The sequence below is a fragment of the Pseudomonas amygdali genome (assembly GCF_002699855.1).
In the GTDB taxonomy this organism is placed as follows: domain Bacteria; phylum Pseudomonadota; class Gammaproteobacteria; order Pseudomonadales; family Pseudomonadaceae; genus Aquipseudomonas; species Aquipseudomonas amygdali.
Map to the genome: position 1 here is coordinate 1 of NZ_LKBW01000020.1, position 16,877 is coordinate 16,877.

The window sequence follows — 16,877 nt, forward strand, 5'->3', positions numbered from 1 at the left end:
GCTGCGAGTTTTGCCTGCACTGTATATTTACCCATGACGCCTCCAAAGGTTGCGTCCAACCTTCGGGGGTCATACCAGAGCGTGAGGAACGATAGTCTCAACTCCGTGCCGAAGCTCTGCGTCGATCTGCACGGACAATCCGATTATCGTGCGACGCTCCGCGTCGTCATGCCGTTCTGGACGCTCCGCGTCCTCTTGGCGACGCAGAGCGTCGTGAANTAATCTCAACTTCGTGCTGACGTCCCGCGTCGGTGTTTACGGATAATTCAACTATCGTGCAGCCCTGTCGCTCTCACTAATTAGTAGGCGGGACTGCTCAGTTCCAGCGCCCTGGCGCATTCCTTCAGTGAGCGCCGCTGGGTGTCGGCATACAGGTCCAGTTCGTTGAGCGTCCCGCGTCCCAGTGCCTGCTCGAAATCCTGCTGATTCGAATTCGTCGCGTAGTGCGCCTGTGCGTTATCGCCCAGGTTGGACTGGAAAATGCCCGCCGCACTGACCGGCAAAAAGTCTTCGTACACCAGTGGCTCGAAGCGCACGTGACCTGCGTCGACAAGCTGTTCCAGACTGCCTGATGCATGCTCGGCAATACCTGATTCGGTCGGGAAATAGCGGAAGTAGGCCAGGCCCTGCCTGCGCATTTCAGCGTGGCTGTCCGGAAACGCCTCGAACGTGTTTTCCAGCAGTTCGGCATAGCGCAGGGCATTCGCCTCATTGGGGAACTCACCCAGCGCGTCGCGGGCCTTGTTCAGCAGCCGGTCATACAGCTCGCGACCTTTGGGGGTCAGTGCAGCGCCACGCTGTTCGATCTCGCCGAAGCGTGCCGAGTGGCTGCCCGACTGACCAATGAACGTAATGGGTTCTTCAAGCGCCTTGAAGCTGGTCTGGCGCAACAGAATCGGACACTGGCGACGCGGTGGCCCTTCAACCACGGCCTTGGGCGTGATGCCTTTGCCGGGCATGCCGCTTTGCACCGCATCGATGTCAAGCGTGCGCGGGGTGAGGTGGTTGATGTGCGGGCCACGAAACGCCACCACATCAGCGATCAGGCGATGCTGGACGTTGAGCTTCTGGTACTCGTCAAGCGAGACCGTCGCCGTGTTATGCCAGCGAAAGGTTTCCAGCGCCTGCTGAATGAACTCGGCAGCGTCGGGCTCGCTCAACCCGCCGTCTGTCTCATGCTTGTCGATCAACGCCAGGGCACCGGGCGTGAAGATTCTGCGCTTGGCCAGCACCTGACTGGCAAACTCGCGCAGGCTGTCACTCTCGATCAGTTCCAGGCGCAGCAGTGAGGTAAACACCCGAAACGGGCTGACCTGCAACGCCTGTTCATGCACGGCACGAAACGCTGTGGAGTGAACCGGCACACCGGCTTCGGTCAGGTCGTAATAACCGACCGGCTGCATGCCCATCACCGCAAACAGGCGGGCGAGGGTGGCCAGTTCCTCAGCCGTACCGACGCGGATCGCGCCGTGGCGTTCCATGTCCAGCCGCTGGATCTCGCCGGTCTGGCGCAGGCTGTTCAGCACCTGGCTGTCGCGGCTCATGACCTGCGCATTGACCTCGCTGACCAGCCCCATCAGCGTGCCGTACAGCGGCACTTCGTGCTGGTACATCTGCGACATGGCGCGAGAAAAGCCCGCGCGGATCTGGTCCGGGTCGGCAAAGCGTGCAGTGCTCATCAGGATGGTTTCTCCGTACGTGTTCAAGCCAGCGCTGACAGGCAACGCTCGAAAATATCCAGCCCTTCGTGCAGAACATCGGGCTCGATGGTCAGCGGGATCAGCAGGCGGATGATGTGCCGCGACTTGCCGCTGGGCATCAACAACAGGCCAGCGTCCCTCGCTGAGGCCAATAGGTCGGCAAGCTGCCGGGTCCCTGGCTCGCCATCCGCTGTGATCAGTTCGATACCGCGCATGCAGCCTACGCCGGTCAGCCTGCCCAGGTACGGCGACAGCTTGCCTGCCTGCCAAGCGTTGTAGCGCGAGACAATGGCGTTTTCCTGCTGCTCACCCCAGGTGGACAAATTGGCATCAGTCATTTGTGCCAGCGAGGCCAGGCCCGCAGCGCAGCCAATCGGGTTGCCGGAATAGGTGCCGCCGAGCCCGCCCTTGGGCAGGTTGTCGAGCAAATGCTTGCGACCGACCACGGCGCCCAGCGGAATGCCGCCTGCGATGCTCTTGCCCAGCAGAATAAGGTCCGGCTCGATGCCCAGGCGGCTGAACGCAAAGCGCTGCCCGGTACGGCCGAAACCGGACTGAATTTCGTCGGCGATCAACACGATGCCATGTTCATCGCAGAACGCTCGCAGCGCCTGAGCAAAATCCGCCTCCATGGCCAGAAAGCCGCCTTCACCCTGCACCGGTTCAAAGATGATGCAGGCGACATCGTTGACATCGATCTCTACGCTGAACAGTCGCTCCAGTGCCTTTAGCGCCTGCTCGGTGGTCACGCCGTTGTCCTTGCTGGGAAACGGAATGTGAAACACCGGGCCGGGCAGCACGCCGACTTTCTGTTTATAGGGCGCCACCTTGCCATTGAGGTTCAGGGTTGCCAGTGTTCGGCCGTGAAAGCCGCCATCGAAGGCAATCACAGCCGTGCGGCCCGTCGCGCCACGTACGATCTTCAAGGCGTTTTCCGCCGCTTCCGCACCGCTGTTGGTGAGCATGCCGCTGAGCGGGTAACTCACCGGTACGAACTCCGTCAGTTGCCGCATGAAGCGGATATACGGATCGTGAGGCGTAGCGTTGAAGCAATAGTGGGTCAGCTTTGCCGCCTGATCCTGAATGGCCGTGACCACCTGAGGGTTGCAATGCCCCAGATTGAGCACCCCGATGCCGCCGACAAAGTCGATATAGCGCTTGCCGGTGGTGCCCCATACTTCGGCATTGCGGCCGTGGGACAACGTTATGCTGTGGACAAACGAAATGGATTCGCTGATGTGTTCGCTCATCGGCCTGGACCTGACTCCGGGGGATCATGATGGCCTTATCCAAACAAACATCGGGCAACGCTCGCAAACGAAATAAAATCACCGGGTCATTCCAATAATTCCCGATGTGGCCGCTTTCGTTGCTGTTAATGGCAGGCAGTTCATTCCTAAAAGGAATCATGTTTTTCAAAAACGTCGTTTGTGGGCCAGCCCCGAGTGGATCAATACTGGGTTCATCAGTGATTTCCACCGTTTCCATGACAGGAGAATCAACATGGTTGCCGAGTTATTAGCACGTCTGGGCGTGGCGAACAGTGCCCACACACAAGGAGACTATCCGGTTTACACCCCGATTGATGGCAGCCAGATTGCCTCGGTCACGCTTGAAGGCAAGGAGCAGGTCGTGGCGCGCATCGACAGCGCCCGCAGCGCGTTTCTGAAGTGGCGCACAGTACCGGCACCGCGGCGTGGCGAGCTGGTGCGGATCTTTGGTGAAGTGCTGCGCGAGCACAAGGCTGACCTGGGCGAACTGGTGTCGGTCGAAGCAGGCAAGATCACTCAGGAAGGCCTGGGTGAAGTCCAGGAAATGATCGACATCTGCGACTTCGCCGTCGGCCTGTCGCGCCAACTATATGGCCTGACCATCGCCTCCGAACGTCCCGGCCACCACATGCGTGAAACCTGGCACCCGCTGGGCGTGGTCGGTGTGATCAGCGCGTTCAACTTCCCGGTTGCAGTCTGGGCCTGGAACACCACGCTGGCGCTGGTCTGCGGCAACCCGGTGATCTGGAAGCCTTCGGAAAAAACTCCGCTGACCGCCTTGGCCTGCCAGGCGCTGTTCGACAAGGCGCTGAAGATTTTCGGCGATGCACCCGCAGCGCTCGCGCAGTTGGTGATCGGTGATCGTGACGCCGGTGAAGCGCTGGTCGATGACCCGCGCGTGCCACTGATCAGCGCCACCGGCAGCACCCGCATGGGCCGCGAAGTCGGTCCGCGTGTTGCTGCCCGTTTCGGGCGCAGCATTCTGGAGCTGGGCGGCAACAACGCGATGATTCTGGCCCCCAGCGCGGATCTGGACCTGGCCGTGCGCGGCATTCTGTTCAGCGCCGTGGGCACTGCCGGTCAGCGCTGCACCACGCTGCGTCGTCTGATTGTGCATCGCTCGATCAAGGACGAAGTGGTTTCCCGGGTTAAAGCGGCCTACGCCAAGGTGCGTGTCGGTGATCCTCGTGAAGGTAATCTGATCGGTCCGCTGATTGACCAGCAAGCATTTTCGGCCATGCAGAATGCGCTGACCAAGGCGCGCGACGAGGGCGGTCAGGTGTTCGGTGGCGAGCGTCAGTTGCAGGACAAATACCCGAACGGCTACTACGTCACGCCGGCCATTGCCGAAATGCCTGGCCAGAGCGAAGTCGTGCGTCACGAAACCTTCGCGCCGATTCTCTACGTGCTGGCTTACGACGACTTCGAAGAGGCCTTGCGCCTGAACAACGAAGTGCCGCAGGGCCTGTCGTCGTGCATTTTCACTACCGACCTGCGTGAGGCCGAGGCTTTCCAGAGTGCCGCGGGCAGCGATTGCGGTATTGCCAACGTCAATATCGGCACCAGCGGTGCGGAAATCGGCGGGGCATTTGGTGGCGAGAAGGAAACCGGTGGGGGGCGCGAGTCCGGCTCCGATTCGTGGCGCGCCTACATGCGCCGGCAGACTAATACCGTCAACTACTCCCGCGAGTTGCCGCTGGCTCAGGGCATCGTTTTCGACTGATGTGAACCGGGCGCTTATTGCCGACATTGCTGGAGCTTTTCGATGGTGCAGTTTGCTGAAGGCTGTCTGTGGGAACAATTGACTCCGCAACGTCCGGTCAGTCCGGCCTTGATTGGGGACCGAAGCGCCGACGTGTGCATCATCGGCGCAGGTTTCACCGGTTTGTCGGCGGCGTTGCGGTTGCTGGAAGGCGGCAAATCGGTGTGCGTGGTGGAAGCTCATCAGGTTGGTCATGGCGGCTCCGGGCGCAACGTCGGTCTGGTGAGTGCAGGCACCTGGGTGGCACCCGATGAACTGGACAAGGTATTGGGCAGTGTCGAGGCCAGCCGCCTCAATAGTGCATTGGGCGCGGCTCCGGCGCTGGTGTTTTCGACTATCGACAAGTACCGCATCGAGTGTCAGGACACCCGCACCGGCAACCTGCACATGGCCCACAATGCAAAAGGACTGGCTGATCTGCGCAGCCGTGCCGAGCAGTGGCAGCGGCGCGGTGCCAGGGTCGAACTGCTGACCGGAAAACCCTGTGAAGATGCCTGTGGCACCGACAAGGTCAGCGGGGCATTGCTCGATCACCGTGCCGGTACGGTGAACCCGATGGCGTATGTGTCAGGCATGGCGCTCAATGTTGTGGCGCTGGGCGGTCAGTTGTTTGGCGAGTCTCCCGTCAACGGGCTGCAACGCACTGCCGATGGCTGGAAAGTGTCCACCGCCGCGGGCAGTGTGCGCGCCGAGAAGGTCATCATTGCCTCCAACGCCTACACCGAAGGTGAGTGGACCGACGTCAAGGATCACATCTTCGCAGGCTACTACTATCAGGTCGCTTCACAGCCGCTCAGCGGCAGCGAGCAGGCGGGCATTCTGCGTGGCGGGCAGGGCTCCTGGGACACGCGCACGGTGCTCAGCAGTATTCGTCGCGATGCCCACGGGCGACTGGTGCTGGGCAGCCTTGGCAACGCTGGCAATTATCCGCTGTGGTTTATTCGTCAGTGGGCTGATCGCATCCAGCAGCACTACTTTCCCCAGTTGGGTCGGGTTGAGTGGCAGAGCACCTGGACTGGCCGAATCGGTTTCACGCCCGACCATTTGCTGCGTCTGTTCGAGCCTGCGCCCGGCTTGCTGGCCGCGACCGGTTTCAATGGCCGCGGCGTAACCACCGGAACGCTGGTGGGCAAGTGCTTTGCTGATTACCTGCTGAGCAACGACGCAACTGCGCTGCCGGTGAGCTTTTCCAGCAGCAAAAAGGTCTCGGCCAATGGCCTGCGTACGCTGGCTTACGACGCCGGTTTCACGCTGTATCACGCTGGCCAGTGCTTACGCGTGGTGCTCTGAGCCGACTGGCTTTCAAGCCATTCTGCTTTTGATTCGCAGCTCCGCACACAGCCCGCCCTGCGCTGAATTACGCAGGTGCAGGCTGCTTTCCAGTTTGCGCACGATCATATCGACGATCGCCAGCCCCAGCCCAGCGCCATTGCTGTGGCCCTGACTGTAGAAGCGTTCAAAAAGGCGTGCTTTCTGTTTCTCGTCGATACCCGGCCCTGCGTCTTCGACTGACAAGTACGCGCTGCCGTCTTCCTGGCGGTTGAGCATCACGCGAATCTCGCTGGCCGGCGGGGCGAAGTTGAGCGCGTTGGTCAGCAGATTCTGCAGTGCGATGGTGATGGCTGATGGGTCGCTGTGGATCACGCAGTCATCGCCCGCCTCGAACACCAGATCGACACGCTTCTCCAGTGCCAGCGGCGTGAGCTCGGCCATTTCCTCGCGCACCAAAGTGTTCAGTTCAAAGGTTTGTAACTGGCTGACTTCAAGGCGCGGCTCAAGTCGGGCCATCGTCAGCAACTGGCTGGCCAGACGGGCAGCACGGTCGACGCCGTGCACGAGAAAATTCAGTGCCTCCAGACGCTGTTCCGGGGTTTCAGCCTGGCGGGCGTTCTGTGCGTGGATGCGCAGAATGGTCAGCGGTGTACGCAGTTCGTGGGCGGCGTCGGCGATAAACCGCCGCTCGCGCTCCAGCACGCTTTCGATCTGGGTCAGCAGACGGTTGAGCGCGTGTTGCATGGGTTCGAGCTCTTTGGGCAGCGGTGTTATATCAAGCGGCTCAAGGCTTTCGGCATCGCGTTGGCGAATGACCCTGGCCATCGACTGCAACGGGCGCAGGCCCCAGCCGATCGCCAGCCAGATCGCGACCACCAGCAGCGGCACGCCGATCAGCGTCGGCCACAAGGTGTGGCTGACAATGCGCTGAATCAGGTCCTGACGCACATCGTCGCGCTCACCGACCCAGATCAGGAAACCCTGCTGCGGGTCGGCCAGGAGGAAGCCGCACCACTCATGCCCGTTCTCGACCAGATCATGCGAGCCTTCTTCTGCGGGAGGCGCACTGAGCAGCGGCGCTTCGGCCGAACGCACCAAAAGCTCGCCCGACGTGCGCCAGACCTGAAACGTCAGCCGGGTTTCGTACGGATGGGCAACGCCACTGGTGCCGACCCGGCTCATGGCCTGATCGAACGCCTGATAAAGCTTGTCCAGATCCTGCTCACCCGCAGCGCGCTGGCGCAGCACACCCTGCAACAGGCGCGCGCTCTGGGCCAATTGCGCATCGTAGACTTCTTCGATTTCGTGATGGCTGTCGCGCAGCGCGAGCAGGCTTATCGCCAGGTTGCCGAGCAGCAACAGCACCAGCACCGGGACCAGAATGCGCGCGCGTACCGAGGTCATGCCTTGAGCTCCAGCAGGTAGCCGACGCCGCGCACGGTGCGGATCAGTTCGGTGGACAGTTTCTTGCGCAGGTTGTGAATCAACACTTCCAGAGTGTTGCTTTCGACCTTGTCCTGCCAGCCATACAGGGTATTGGACAAGCGCTCGCGGGTGACCACCTTGCCGGGGCGGATCATCAATTGGTGCAGCAGTTGATATTCCATTGGCGTCATCGGCACTTCGCTGCCCTGAAAACTGACCTGCTGCGAAGCCGGGTCGAGGCTGATGCCGGCGTGTTCCAGCAACGGCTGCGCACGTCCCTGGCTGCGCCTGAGCAAAGCTCGGACCCGGGCTTTGAGTTCATCGACGTCGAACGGCTTGATCAGGTAGTCGTCTGCACCGGCGTCCAGACCGGCAATACGGTCGGCGGTGCCGTCGCGCGCGGTCAGGATCAGCACCGGCAGGGCAAGCTCTTCGGCGCGCAACTGGCGCAGCAGATCGAAACCATCCATGCGCGGCAGGCCGAGGTCGAGCAGCAACAGGTCGAAGGGTTCGCTGCGCAGGGCGTGCAGCGCGCTCAGCCCGTCTTCCAGCCAGTCCAGCGTGTAGCCCTCGGTGTTCAGGGCCACACGGATGCCTTGGCCAATCGCACGATCATCCTCGACAAGAAGCAGGCGCATAGGGTTGTGACCAATGAATAGGGTGAGAAGGGCGCCATCATGCCGTCAGCAGGCAGCGTCGCGAAGTGCCGTGTGTCCGGGAAGATGTTACGAGCTGTTGCGTATTAAGCTTTTCCTAAGACTGGTTTCGCACAGTAGCGGCTCCTTAACTGCCTGTGAGTATCTGTCATGCGTAAAGTCCTGCTGGTTTCCCTGTTGCTGGCCAGCCCGCTGGCCCTTGCCGGTCCGCAATGCACCACCGCTGAAAAGTCCCAATGGCAGGATCAGGCCAAATTCCAGGAGCAGCTCAAGGCTCAGGGTTACGAGATCAGCAAGTTCAAAGTGACTGACGGCAACTGCTACGAGATTTACGGCTTCGACAAGGACAAGCGCAAGGTCGAGATCTATCACGATCCGGTCACTGGTAAAGCGGTCAAGACCGAGATCAAGTAATGAACCGGGTTTCCCTGCGCCTGTGGGACCCGCTGGTCAGACTGTTTCATATCTCGATCGCGGGTGTTTTCGTTGCCAATTACTTCTTCAATGAGGCGGGTGACGACTGGCACGTCTGGCTGGGCTATTACGCGGTTGCCTGGCTGGCGGTGCGAGTGGTGTGGGGATTCATCGGACCAGCCAGCGCGCGCTGGAGCGATTTCTGGCCGAGCCCGGCGCGCCTGCGTGCGCATGTCCGGTCGCTGATCAACCGGCAGCCGGTACACAGGCTCGGTCATTCTCCGCTCGGTGCGCTGGTCATGGTACTCATGATGGCGCTGATCTTCGGCATGGGCCTGACCGGCTTCCTGATGGAGGAAGTCGATGCCTTGTGGGGTGCTGACTGGCCTTTGCAGGCTCATGAAATTCTCGCCAATATATTGTGTGCCCTGGTAGTGCTGCACATGGCCGCGGCCATCTTCGAAAGCTTTCAAGTGCGTGACAACCTGCCCTTGTCGATGCTGACAGGCAAACGACGTCCGTTACCTGAAGATCGCCATCGCTGAAACCACCTCCTTGCCCTTCATCACAGTGATGCCTCCTGATGCGTGTTATTTCCCAAAACCTGACTGCATGGAGCGCAGGCCTGATTGTTGTAGTGATTTTTCTCAGTGCATGGCTAAGCCATCCACAGCACCGGATATCTGCCTTTGTCGTGAGCACCGCACCGGTCGATGCTGAAAGTGTGGCACCCAAGGCATCCTACATTTCGCGTTTTGCGTCTTCTGATCTGGACGATTTCGTGCATTCGTCAGCCGTGACGGCATTGCCTGGCGGCGACCTCATGTCGTTATGGTTCGCCGGTTCTCGCGAAGGCGCGGGAGACGTTGAAATACGTACCTCGCGGTTCGATGCGTCCAACGGTGAATGGGGCGGCGAGCAGGTCCTGGCGACCCGGGCGTCCACTCAGTCAGGTACTGGCAAATACATCCGCAAACTGGGCAACCCGGTGATCGCGCTGGCTCCGGACAATCGCCTGTGGCTGTTCTACGTGTCAGTCTCGGTCGGCGGCTGGGCGGGCAGTACCGTCAATGCCATGGTGTCCAGCGATATGGGGGCCAGTTGGTCGCCGCCGTGGCAGCTGGTGACATCGCCGTTTTTGAACATCAGCACGCTGGTACGTGGCGCCGGTGTTTCATACCGACGGCTCGATCGGCCTGCCGGTCTACCACGAGTTTCTCGGCAAGTTTGCCGAATACCTGTATCTGAGCGCAGATGGCGAAGTCATCGACAAGTTTCGCATCAGCCGCGGTAAAAATTCCCTGCAGCCCACCGTCGTACCGTTGGACGGCCAACGCGCCGTAGCCTTGCTGCGTTATGCCGGCGAGACGTTTCACCGGGTACTGGCCAGCCGTACCGAAGACGGCGGTCAGACCTGGAGCGAGCCGCAACCGCTGACACCCAGCAACCCCAACTCGTCGCTGGCCGCCGTCGGCGTACCGGGTAAGGGCTTGCTGGTGGCGTTGAATGATCTGCGCGAAGGTCGCTTCAAGCTCAGCCTGTACAGCACCGACGAGCAGATGAAGGTCTGGCGGCCGCTGCCGGATCTGGACAAGTCACCCGATCCGCTGGGTACACCGTTTGCCCTGGAAGCCTACAAGGCTGCCATCGGCGAAGGCTTTCGCGCTTCCAGCGGCGCACGTCGCCAACCGATGGAAGCCGAGTTTCTGAGCAATCTGGACCAGCGTGTCTGTTCCGCGCAGGGGTGTGATTTCGAATACGAATACCCGTACTTCATCCGCAGCCCGGACGGCCTGTATCACCTGGTCTACTCGTGGAATAACACCTTCATCAAACACGTCAGCTTCAACGAGGCCTGGCTGGCGGAGCAACTTTTATGATCGCTTTGGGATTGGCTCATCTGGCGTTTGCCTGGACCCTGTTTGTGCTATTGGCTCCGCTGACCGCATCGTTATGGTGGCGCTGTGGCCTGCTGGCAGCGACCTCGCTGTTGAGCGTTATTTCATTCGACGGTTTGTCGATGGCGTCGTACGCTCGCAGCCTGACCGACGATCTGGCAATCAGCAGTTTGGTGGTGCTGGGCTGGCTGACCTTGCAGCGATTGGGTGTGCTCAGACCGATGGCAGTGTCCCGGCGATGGGTGATGCTGCTGGTGTTCGCTGTGCTGGCGCTGACGTTGTATCCGGCCACGCTGGGTCTGACTTACTTCGACCCCTACCGCTGGGGTTACAATCCGCGACCGATGATCATTATTGTCGCCGTTATCGCGTTGGGGCTGGTCTTGATGCGTAATGCGCTGGCTGTGGTGATGCTGGCTGCTGCGACGCTGGCATTCACATTTCGTATCAAACCGTCGGAAAATTATTGGGATTACCTGATTGACCCGCTTCTCGCCCTGTACTGCTGCGGGGCTTTGCTGAGCCTGGGCATCCGTTTTGTTTATCGCCGGGCAACGGAGTCGCGCCGTTCGGCCACTCTGTCTGCTGGCAATGTCTAGAGGAATGACGATGAGTTGGTTGCAATCGCGACGCCTGCACTATTGGCTGAGCGCGGTCATATTGGTATTCCTGCTGTCGGCGTTACTGAGGGGGGTGTTTTTCTTCGGATTTTCTGGCGTCGAGCCGGGCGCCCTGTTTACCCATGGCGAGGTTGCGCAGACGCTGGGTATCGGCGTGCGTTTCGACCTGCGTCTGGCGCTGCTGATACTGCTGCCGGTCGCAGTGTTGCTCTGGTTGCCGCGCTGGAACATGGTCAGCCAGCCGGTCTTGCGCTGGCTGGCGCGAGGCTATCTGATTGTTGCGCTGGCTGTTCTGACGATGATTCATATCGTCGACTTTGGTCATTACGCCTATCTCGGGGTCAGGCTCAACGCCAGCGTGATGCGCTATCTGGAGGATGCGCAGATTTCCCGGGACATGCTCTGGCAGACCTATCCGGTGCTGTGGATCACTGCCGGCTGGTTGCTGACCGTTGCAGCGCTTGGCTTGGCGCTGCTCAGGCTTGAACGTGTCACTCTGGACCGCCAGGCCCGGCCGCTCAATCGCTGGTCCGTGGTCTGGGGTTCGGCACTGGTGGTCTGTGCGACCTTTCTCGGTTTGCTGGGCCGGGTCGAGAATCTCAATCTGGAAAATCCCGTACCGTTGCGCTGGAGCGATGCATTCTTCTCCGGCAACAGCCAGGTCGCGGCACTGGGGCTCAACCCGGCGCTGTTCCTGTACGACACGCTCAAGGTCTCCCAGTCCCACTTCGATGAAGCCCAGGTGCGCGAGCACTATGAGTCGGTCGCGCGCTATCTGGGTGTCCAGCAGCCAGATGCGCAGGCCTTGAACTTCAAGCGTCACCAGCCTGTGCAGCCTTACCGAGTGCGCAGCGAGCGGCCGCCGAATGTCATGTTCGTCATGCTTGAATCACTGGGCACCAGTGCTGTCGGTGCCTACGGCAATCCGCTGAACCCGACGCCGAATCTGGACCACCTGGCGACTCAAAGCTGGTTCTTCAAGCACTTCTATGTGCCGGTGACCGGCACCGCAAAAACGGTCTGGGCAAGCATCACCGGGGTGCCTGATGTGACCCGGCAGGAAACGGCCACGCGTCATCCGCTGCTGACCCGTCAAAACACCATCATCAATGACTTCAAGGGCTACGAGAAGCTGTACATGATTGGTGGCAATTCCGGTTGGGCCAACATGAACGCGTTGATCCGCCGCAGTATCGATGACGTGCGTCTTTACGACGAGCGCGACTGGAAGTCGCCGCAGGTGGATGTGTGGGGGATTTCCGACCTGGATCTGTTCAAGGAGAGCGACCGGATTCTGCGCGCGTTGCCAGCTGACAAACCGTTCTTCGCCTACGTACAGACCGCTGGCAATCACCGGCCATTTACCATCCCCAAAGACAACGATGGTTTTCAGGTCAGCGACAAGACACTGCAGCAGGTCCAGGCTGCCGCTTCGCGAAGCGTGGAGCAATACAATGCGGTGCGTCTGCTGGACTTCAATATCGGTCGGTTGATGGAACTGGCCAAGGCGGGCGGTTATTACGAAAACACCATCTTTGTGCTGTTTGGTGATCACAACACACGCATTAGCCAGATCCCGCACATGGCCCCGGCGTTCGAACAACTGGGGCTGGAGAGCAATAACGTTCCGCTGTTGATTCATGCGCCCGGCCTGCTGGGCACCCGGGTAGTCGATGACGCGGTCGGCCTTGCGGATCTACTGCCGACACTGGCGGGAATGACCGGTATGCCATTCACCAGCGGCACGATGGGCCGTGACATTCAGCAGCCCGCCCCCGAAGGCGAGCGTGTGGTGCCGTTGGTACTGCGTGAAGGCGCGTTCCCGCTGATTGGCGGTGTTACCCGTAACTACCTGCTGCAAATGGAGCACGATGGCAGCTCGCCCACGCTTCACGATCTGTCTTCCCCACGCCGCTGGATAACGTCGCCGAGCAGAACCCGCAAGAGTTCGAGCGGCTGCGTGACCTCACTCGCGGTCTGCATGAAACCTCGCGAATGATGCTGTATCAGAACGTGCGTTGATCACCCGAACCGCGCCAGGCGCAGGATATTGCGCAAGCCTATGGTCAAGGCCGTATGCTTGCGTAATGATGGCATCTGTATTTGATGATGTTAAAGTGCTTGCCAATGTGAACCCTGCACGGATTAAAGACGTACATGGCGCTGTTTTCGACTATCGTCACCAGTCAAGAGCAAGTTCTTCGGGCGGTATAAATAGCTGACCGAGACACTGGCTATTTTTCTGGTGGATTATGGTATTTCATCGCTAATACCGGAAAAAACTGTCGGATTTTGCTTCGAATCTGTATTTTGGCGGCCTGTTTTCGTTCGGATGCGTTTTTTGTCTATTGCACACTCAAGAGCCTTCCTGGATGCCGGCAAGTTTTTCATGTGTTACCCCACCGAAACTGCTTGATGCACTGCGTGCTGAAACGAGTCAGCTTCACGTTAAGCTCGAAAAACGCATGCCGTTTTTTTCACCCGCGCTGGATCATGCTCTTTACCTTCGCTTGCTTAAGGCTTATTACGGCTTTTATGCACCGCTTGAAGCTGCATTGCACGACAGTGCCTTGATGCCTGCGGAGCTTATCCCGCAAGATCGGGTCAAAACCGCTGTGCTGGTCGAGGACCTGCGTGCTCTGGGTCTGTCTGATGACGACATCAGGCAACTGCCTCGCTGCGAGCAATTGCCAGCAGTGGATACGCCCGGTTCATGCCTGGGAGTCATGTACGTCTTTGAAGGTGCAACGTTGGGCGGGCAGGTGTTACGGCGCGAAATAAACAGGCGACTGGGTCTGGATGAGCAGAGTGGAGCGGCCTTTCTCGATGTTTACGGTGCCGATACCGGGCCACGCTGGAGGGCGTTTTTGAACCACCTGGATGCAGTGCCGCGAGAAGTTGTTTTTATTGACGCCGCAGCGTTTGCGGCGCAGTCCACATTTGCATGTTTCGAGCAATGGCTCGATAGTCAAGAGGTACTGCTATGAGCCAACTCGACAAGGACGCTTTTGAAGTCCTCCTGGCCAATTGTGCGGATGAGCCTATTCAGTTTCCCGGAGCCATTCAGCCTCACGGTCTGTTGTTCACTCTGGAAGAGCCAAACCTGACGATCCTGCAGGTCAGTGCGAACGTGCAGAGCGTGCTGGGCCATGCACCCGAACAGGTTCTCGGTAAAGGCCTCGAGCATGTTCTGGGGGCCGGCTGGGCCGAGGTGATCAGAAGCGCCAGCGCTCATGATTTGTTCGTTGATGCGCAACGCTTGCTGATGACGGTCAATGGCATCGAGTTCGAAGCCTTGATGCACCGCAATCAGGGGGTACTGGTTCTGGAACTCGAGATTCAGGACAAGGACGCGCAAGCGGTCAGTTATACCGAGCGCACTGGCAACATGGGCCGTATGTTGCGTCAGTTGCACGCTGCGAGTGATCTGCAAACGCTGTATGAAGTCAGTGTCCGCGAGATCCAGCGTATGACCGGTTACGACCGGGTACTGATCTATCGTTTCGAAGAAGAAGGCCATGGTCAGGTGATCGCTGAAGCGTCTGCACCCAGCATGGAACTCTTCAACGGCCTGTTCTTTCCGGCGTCGGACATTCCCGAGCAGGCGCGCGAACTGTACCGCCGCAACTGGCTGCGCATTATTCCGGATGCCGATTACACCCCGGTGCCATTGGTGCCTCAATTGCGCCCCGACACTCAGCAGCAACTCGATCTGAGTTTTTCGACGCTGCGAAGTGTTTCGCCGATCCACTGTCAGTACATGAAAAACATGGGCGTGCTGTCGTCCATGAGTGTTTCGCTGATTCAGGGCGGCAAGTTGTGGGGCCTGATCAGTTGCGGGCACCGTACCCCGTTGTACGTGTCCCACGAACTGCGCAGTGCCTGCCAGGCGATCGGTCAGGTGTTGTCGCTGCAGATCAGCGCGATGGAAGCGCTGGAAATAAGCCGTCAGCGAGAGGCGAAAGTCAGGGCGCTCGAGCAATTGAATCTGGCCATGGCCGAGTCCGAAGAAAACGTCTTTGACGGTCTGGCGCAGCAACCACAGTTATTGATGGATCTGGTAGGCGCGAGCGGCGTCGCCATCATCGAAGACCGGCAAACGCATTGTTTCGGGGCCTGCCCGGAGGTTTCGGATATACGTGCGCTGCACACATGGATGATTGCAGGCGGCGAGCCGGTGTATGCCAGTCATCATCTTTCCAGCGTCTACGCGCCCGGGGAAGCTTACCAGCCAGTCGCCAGTGGTGTATTGGCCATGAACTTGCCCAAACCTGTGGATAACGGCGTGATCTGGTTTCGTTCCGAGGTCAAGGAAAGCGTCCAGTGGAGCGGTGATCCGAACAAACCGCTGAACATGGAAAGCTCGGAAGGCGGTATGCGCCTTCGGCCGCGCACATCGTTTGAAATCTGGAAGGTCGAAATGACCGGGATTGCGCCAAAGTGGAGCCATGGCGACGTATTTGCAGCTAACGACCTGCGCCGCTCCGCGCTGGAAAACGACCTTGCCCGCCAGGTGCGCAAGGAGCAACAGGCCGTTCGTGCCCGTGACGAACTGGTAGCGGTCGTTTCCCATGACCTGCGCAACCCGATGACGGTCATTTCCATGCTCTGCGGAATGATGCAGAAGTCGTTCAGCTCCGATGGGCCACACACCTCGCGGCGTATTTCCACGGCAATCGACACCATGCAGCAAGCAGCCAGCCGCATGAATGTGTTGCTCGAAGACCTGCTCGACACGTCGAAAATCGAAGCAGGCCGCTACACCATCACACCGCAGCCACTGGAAGTCAGCCAGATTTTCGAAGAGGCCTACACCTTGCTGGCTCCGCTGGCGTTGGATAAATCCATCGAGATTTCCTTCAATGCCGAGCCCGACCTCAAGGTCCAGGCCGACCCGGAGCGCCTGTTTCAGGTGCTGTCTAACCTGATCGGCAACGCCATCAAGTTCACCCCGAAACTGGGCAAGATCGGCGTGGCGGCGATGTCCAACGGCACTCAAATCGTGTTCACCGTGCGTGATTCCGGCGAAGGCATCCCTCCCGAGCAATTGCCGCACATCTTCGAACGCTACTGGACCGTCAAGGAAGGCAACCCTACCGGCACCGGTCTGGGTTTATACATCTCCCAAGGCATCATCAAGGCACACGGCGGTGAACTGGCTGCGCAAAGCCGGGTGGGCGAGGGCAGCGAGTTCCGCTTCACGGTGCCAATCGCAGTTTGATCGCTTTCTCAGGCTTGCAGTGTGTGTCGGCTCAACCCTGAGTTGCGTCAGCCCTGATGCCAGTTAGTGGCTTTTTCGATGTATTCAGCGTTCGCCGGAAGTACCTTGCGCAGAAACGCGAGGTACTTGTCCATAAGCGCCTTGCTGGGAAAACGCGCGGCGAATCCGCTGGTTATATCCTCGCAATGGATAATGACCATCAGACGTCTGTGATCAACCGTGACAAATTCATGCAAATGCCACGGGGCGGTTTGTCGATGGTGGACGGGGTTTTCCCAGTTCAGCAGTTTGATGGCTGTGATAAAAGCCATCGCCACTGGGCCGATCAGGAAGAGCAATGATCCGGTGAGAAGGGCGACGAGGACGAATGCCAGGATGACGAAAATAGCGATGCCTTTGAAAAGTGCGGAGGCGAAGTCGGGGTAGTGGAGGTAATACTCGACTGTGGCACCGTCGGTTTTTAGGCTGTAGTTGTAGATGGTTTTTTGGCGGATGAGCAGGCCTGTGTAGTAAGCAAGATTTCCCGCAAACGCCAATATTACGGTAATGAGAAAGTCAGGGCTTTCTAAAAAAGAGACTGTCAGAAATTTTGTGTTCGGGCATAACATGTAGCTAGAGGTGCATGTATGCCGACCAAA

At 59.3% G+C, this 16,877-nt stretch carries 12 protein-coding genes and 2 pseudogenes; 9 read left to right on the plus strand and 5 right to left on the minus strand.

All coding sequences use genetic code 11. The features are described 5' to 3' along the window. Positions 1-299: 299 nt before the first annotated feature. Both hglS and AO277_RS02720 read right to left on the minus strand, forming a co-directional pair. Entirely contained in the window at positions 300-1,679 is a 1,380-nt protein-coding gene (gene hglS, locus AO277_RS02715; protein WP_044319505.1) for a 2-oxoadipate dioxygenase/decarboxylase HglS, read from the minus strand. Between the two features lie 23 nt (positions 1,680-1,702). Then, positions 1,703-2,950 carry a 2-aminoadipate transaminase gene (locus AO277_RS02720; protein WP_044319502.1) on the minus strand — a complete coding sequence of 416 codons (1,248 nt, stop codon included), beginning with the start codon at positions 2,948-2,950 and terminating at the stop codon, positions 1,703-1,705. A gap of 253 nt (positions 2,951-3,203) precedes the next feature. On the opposite strand from AO277_RS02720, the gene amaB reads away from it, so the two are divergent. Both amaB and amaA read left to right on the plus strand, forming a co-directional pair. After that, a complete protein-coding gene (amaB, locus tag AO277_RS02725) occupies positions 3,204-4,694 on the plus strand; it encodes an L-piperidine-6-carboxylate dehydrogenase (protein WP_044319501.1) in 1,491 nt (496 codons plus the stop codon). Positions 4,695-4,736: 42 nt separating this feature from the next. Then, the gene (amaA, locus tag AO277_RS02730) at positions 4,737-6,023 is read left to right on the plus strand and encodes an L-pipecolate oxidase (protein ID WP_044319500.1); all 1,287 of its coding nucleotides are present in this window, start codon (positions 4,737-4,739) and stop codon (positions 6,021-6,023) included. A 12-nt stretch (positions 6,024-6,035) separates the two neighbouring features. Here the strand turns inward: amaA and AO277_RS02735 are convergent, their stop codons facing one another. Beyond that, positions 6,036-7,409 carry a sensor histidine kinase gene (locus AO277_RS02735; RefSeq protein WP_044319499.1) on the minus strand — a complete coding sequence of 458 codons (1,374 nt, stop codon included), beginning with the start codon at positions 7,407-7,409 and terminating at the stop codon, positions 6,036-6,038. Continuing rightward, a complete protein-coding gene (locus tag AO277_RS02740; RefSeq protein ID WP_002554362.1) occupies positions 7,406-8,068 on the minus strand; it encodes a response regulator in 663 nt (220 codons plus the stop codon). Before AO277_RS02740 ends, AO277_RS02735 begins: the two co-directional genes overlap by 4 nt. A 168-nt stretch (positions 8,069-8,236) precedes the next feature. On the opposite strand from AO277_RS02740, the gene AO277_RS02745 reads away from it, so the two are divergent. From AO277_RS02745 to AO277_RS02775, 7 genes and pseudogenes are all read left to right on the plus strand, one after another. Continuing rightward, positions 8,237-8,500 (plus strand): PepSY domain-containing protein, encoded by a 264-nt coding sequence (locus AO277_RS02745; protein ID WP_002554361.1) that lies wholly within the window; start codon positions 8,237-8,239, stop codon positions 8,498-8,500. Further along, positions 8,500-9,045 carry a cytochrome b/b6 domain-containing protein gene (locus tag AO277_RS02750; RefSeq protein ID WP_044319498.1) on the plus strand — a complete coding sequence of 182 codons (546 nt, stop codon included), beginning with the start codon at positions 8,500-8,502 and terminating at the stop codon, positions 9,043-9,045. Before AO277_RS02745 ends, AO277_RS02750 begins: the two co-directional genes overlap by 1 nt. Positions 9,046-9,083: 38 nt before the next feature. Further along, positions 9,084-10,380: pseudogene (locus tag AO277_RS02755) on the plus strand (sialidase family protein). Next, entirely contained in the window at positions 10,377-10,997 is a 621-nt protein-coding gene (locus AO277_RS02760; RefSeq protein WP_002554358.1) for a hypothetical protein, read from the plus strand. Before AO277_RS02755 ends, AO277_RS02760 begins: the two are co-directional and overlap by 4 nt. Before the next feature lie 10 nt (positions 10,998-11,007). After that, a pseudogene (locus tag AO277_RS02765) lies at positions 11,008-13,040 on the plus strand (LTA synthase family protein). Between the two features lie 350 nt (positions 13,041-13,390). Further along, positions 13,391-14,005, plus strand: coding sequence for a biliverdin-producing heme oxygenase (locus tag AO277_RS02770; RefSeq protein WP_044319497.1), 615 nt, complete (start codon positions 13,391-13,393; stop codon positions 14,003-14,005). Continuing rightward, entirely contained in the window at positions 14,002-16,239 is a 2,238-nt protein-coding gene (locus AO277_RS02775) for an ATP-binding protein (protein WP_044319496.1), read from the plus strand. Before AO277_RS02770 ends, AO277_RS02775 begins: the two co-directional genes overlap by 4 nt. 47 nt (positions 16,240-16,286) lie before the next feature. On the opposite strand, the gene AO277_RS02780 is transcribed toward AO277_RS02775, so the two are convergent. Further along, on the minus strand, positions 16,287-16,847 hold the full coding sequence (locus tag AO277_RS02780) for a permease (RefSeq protein ID WP_080899313.1): 561 nt from the start codon (positions 16,845-16,847) through the stop codon (positions 16,287-16,289). Positions 16,848-16,877: the final 30 nt, after the last annotated feature.

Excerpts from the sequence above, each read along its gene's own strand:
- AO277_RS02750 (WP_044319498.1), top strand. The coding sequence starts at position 8,500 with ATGAACCGGGTTTCCCTGCGCCTGTGGGACCCGCTGGTCAGACTGTTT.
- amaA (WP_044319500.1), top strand. The coding sequence starts at position 4,737 with ATGGTGCAGTTTGCTGAAGGCTGTCTGTGGGAACAATTGACTCCGCAA.
- amaB (WP_044319501.1), top strand. The coding sequence starts at position 3,204 with ATGGTTGCCGAGTTATTAGCACGTCTGGGCGTGGCGAACAGTGCCCAC.
- AO277_RS02775 (WP_044319496.1), top strand. The coding sequence starts at position 14,002 with ATGAGCCAACTCGACAAGGACGCTTTTGAAGTCCTCCTGGCCAATTGT.
- AO277_RS02770 (WP_044319497.1), top strand. The coding sequence starts at position 13,391 with ATGCCGGCAAGTTTTTCATGTGTTACCCCACCGAAACTGCTTGATGCA.
- AO277_RS02720 (WP_044319502.1), bottom strand. The coding sequence starts at position 2,950 with ATGAGCGAACACATCAGCGAATCCATTTCGTTTGTCCACAGCATAACG.
- AO277_RS02735 (WP_044319499.1), bottom strand. The coding sequence starts at position 7,409 with ATGACCTCGGTACGCGCGCGCATTCTGGTCCCGGTGCTGGTGCTGTTG.
- AO277_RS02740 (WP_002554362.1), bottom strand. The coding sequence starts at position 8,068 with ATGCGCCTGCTTCTTGTCGAGGATGATCGTGCGATTGGCCAAGGCATC.
- AO277_RS02760 (WP_002554358.1), top strand. The coding sequence starts at position 10,377 with ATGATCGCTTTGGGATTGGCTCATCTGGCGTTTGCCTGGACCCTGTTT.
- AO277_RS02780 (WP_080899313.1), bottom strand. The coding sequence starts at position 16,847 with ATGTTATGCCCGAACACAAAATTTCTGACAGTCTCTTTTTTAGAAAGC.
- hglS (WP_044319505.1), bottom strand. The coding sequence starts at position 1,679 with ATGAGCACTGCACGCTTTGCCGACCCGGACCAGATCCGCGCGGGCTTT.
- AO277_RS02745 (WP_002554361.1), top strand. The coding sequence starts at position 8,237 with ATGCGTAAAGTCCTGCTGGTTTCCCTGTTGCTGGCCAGCCCGCTGGCC.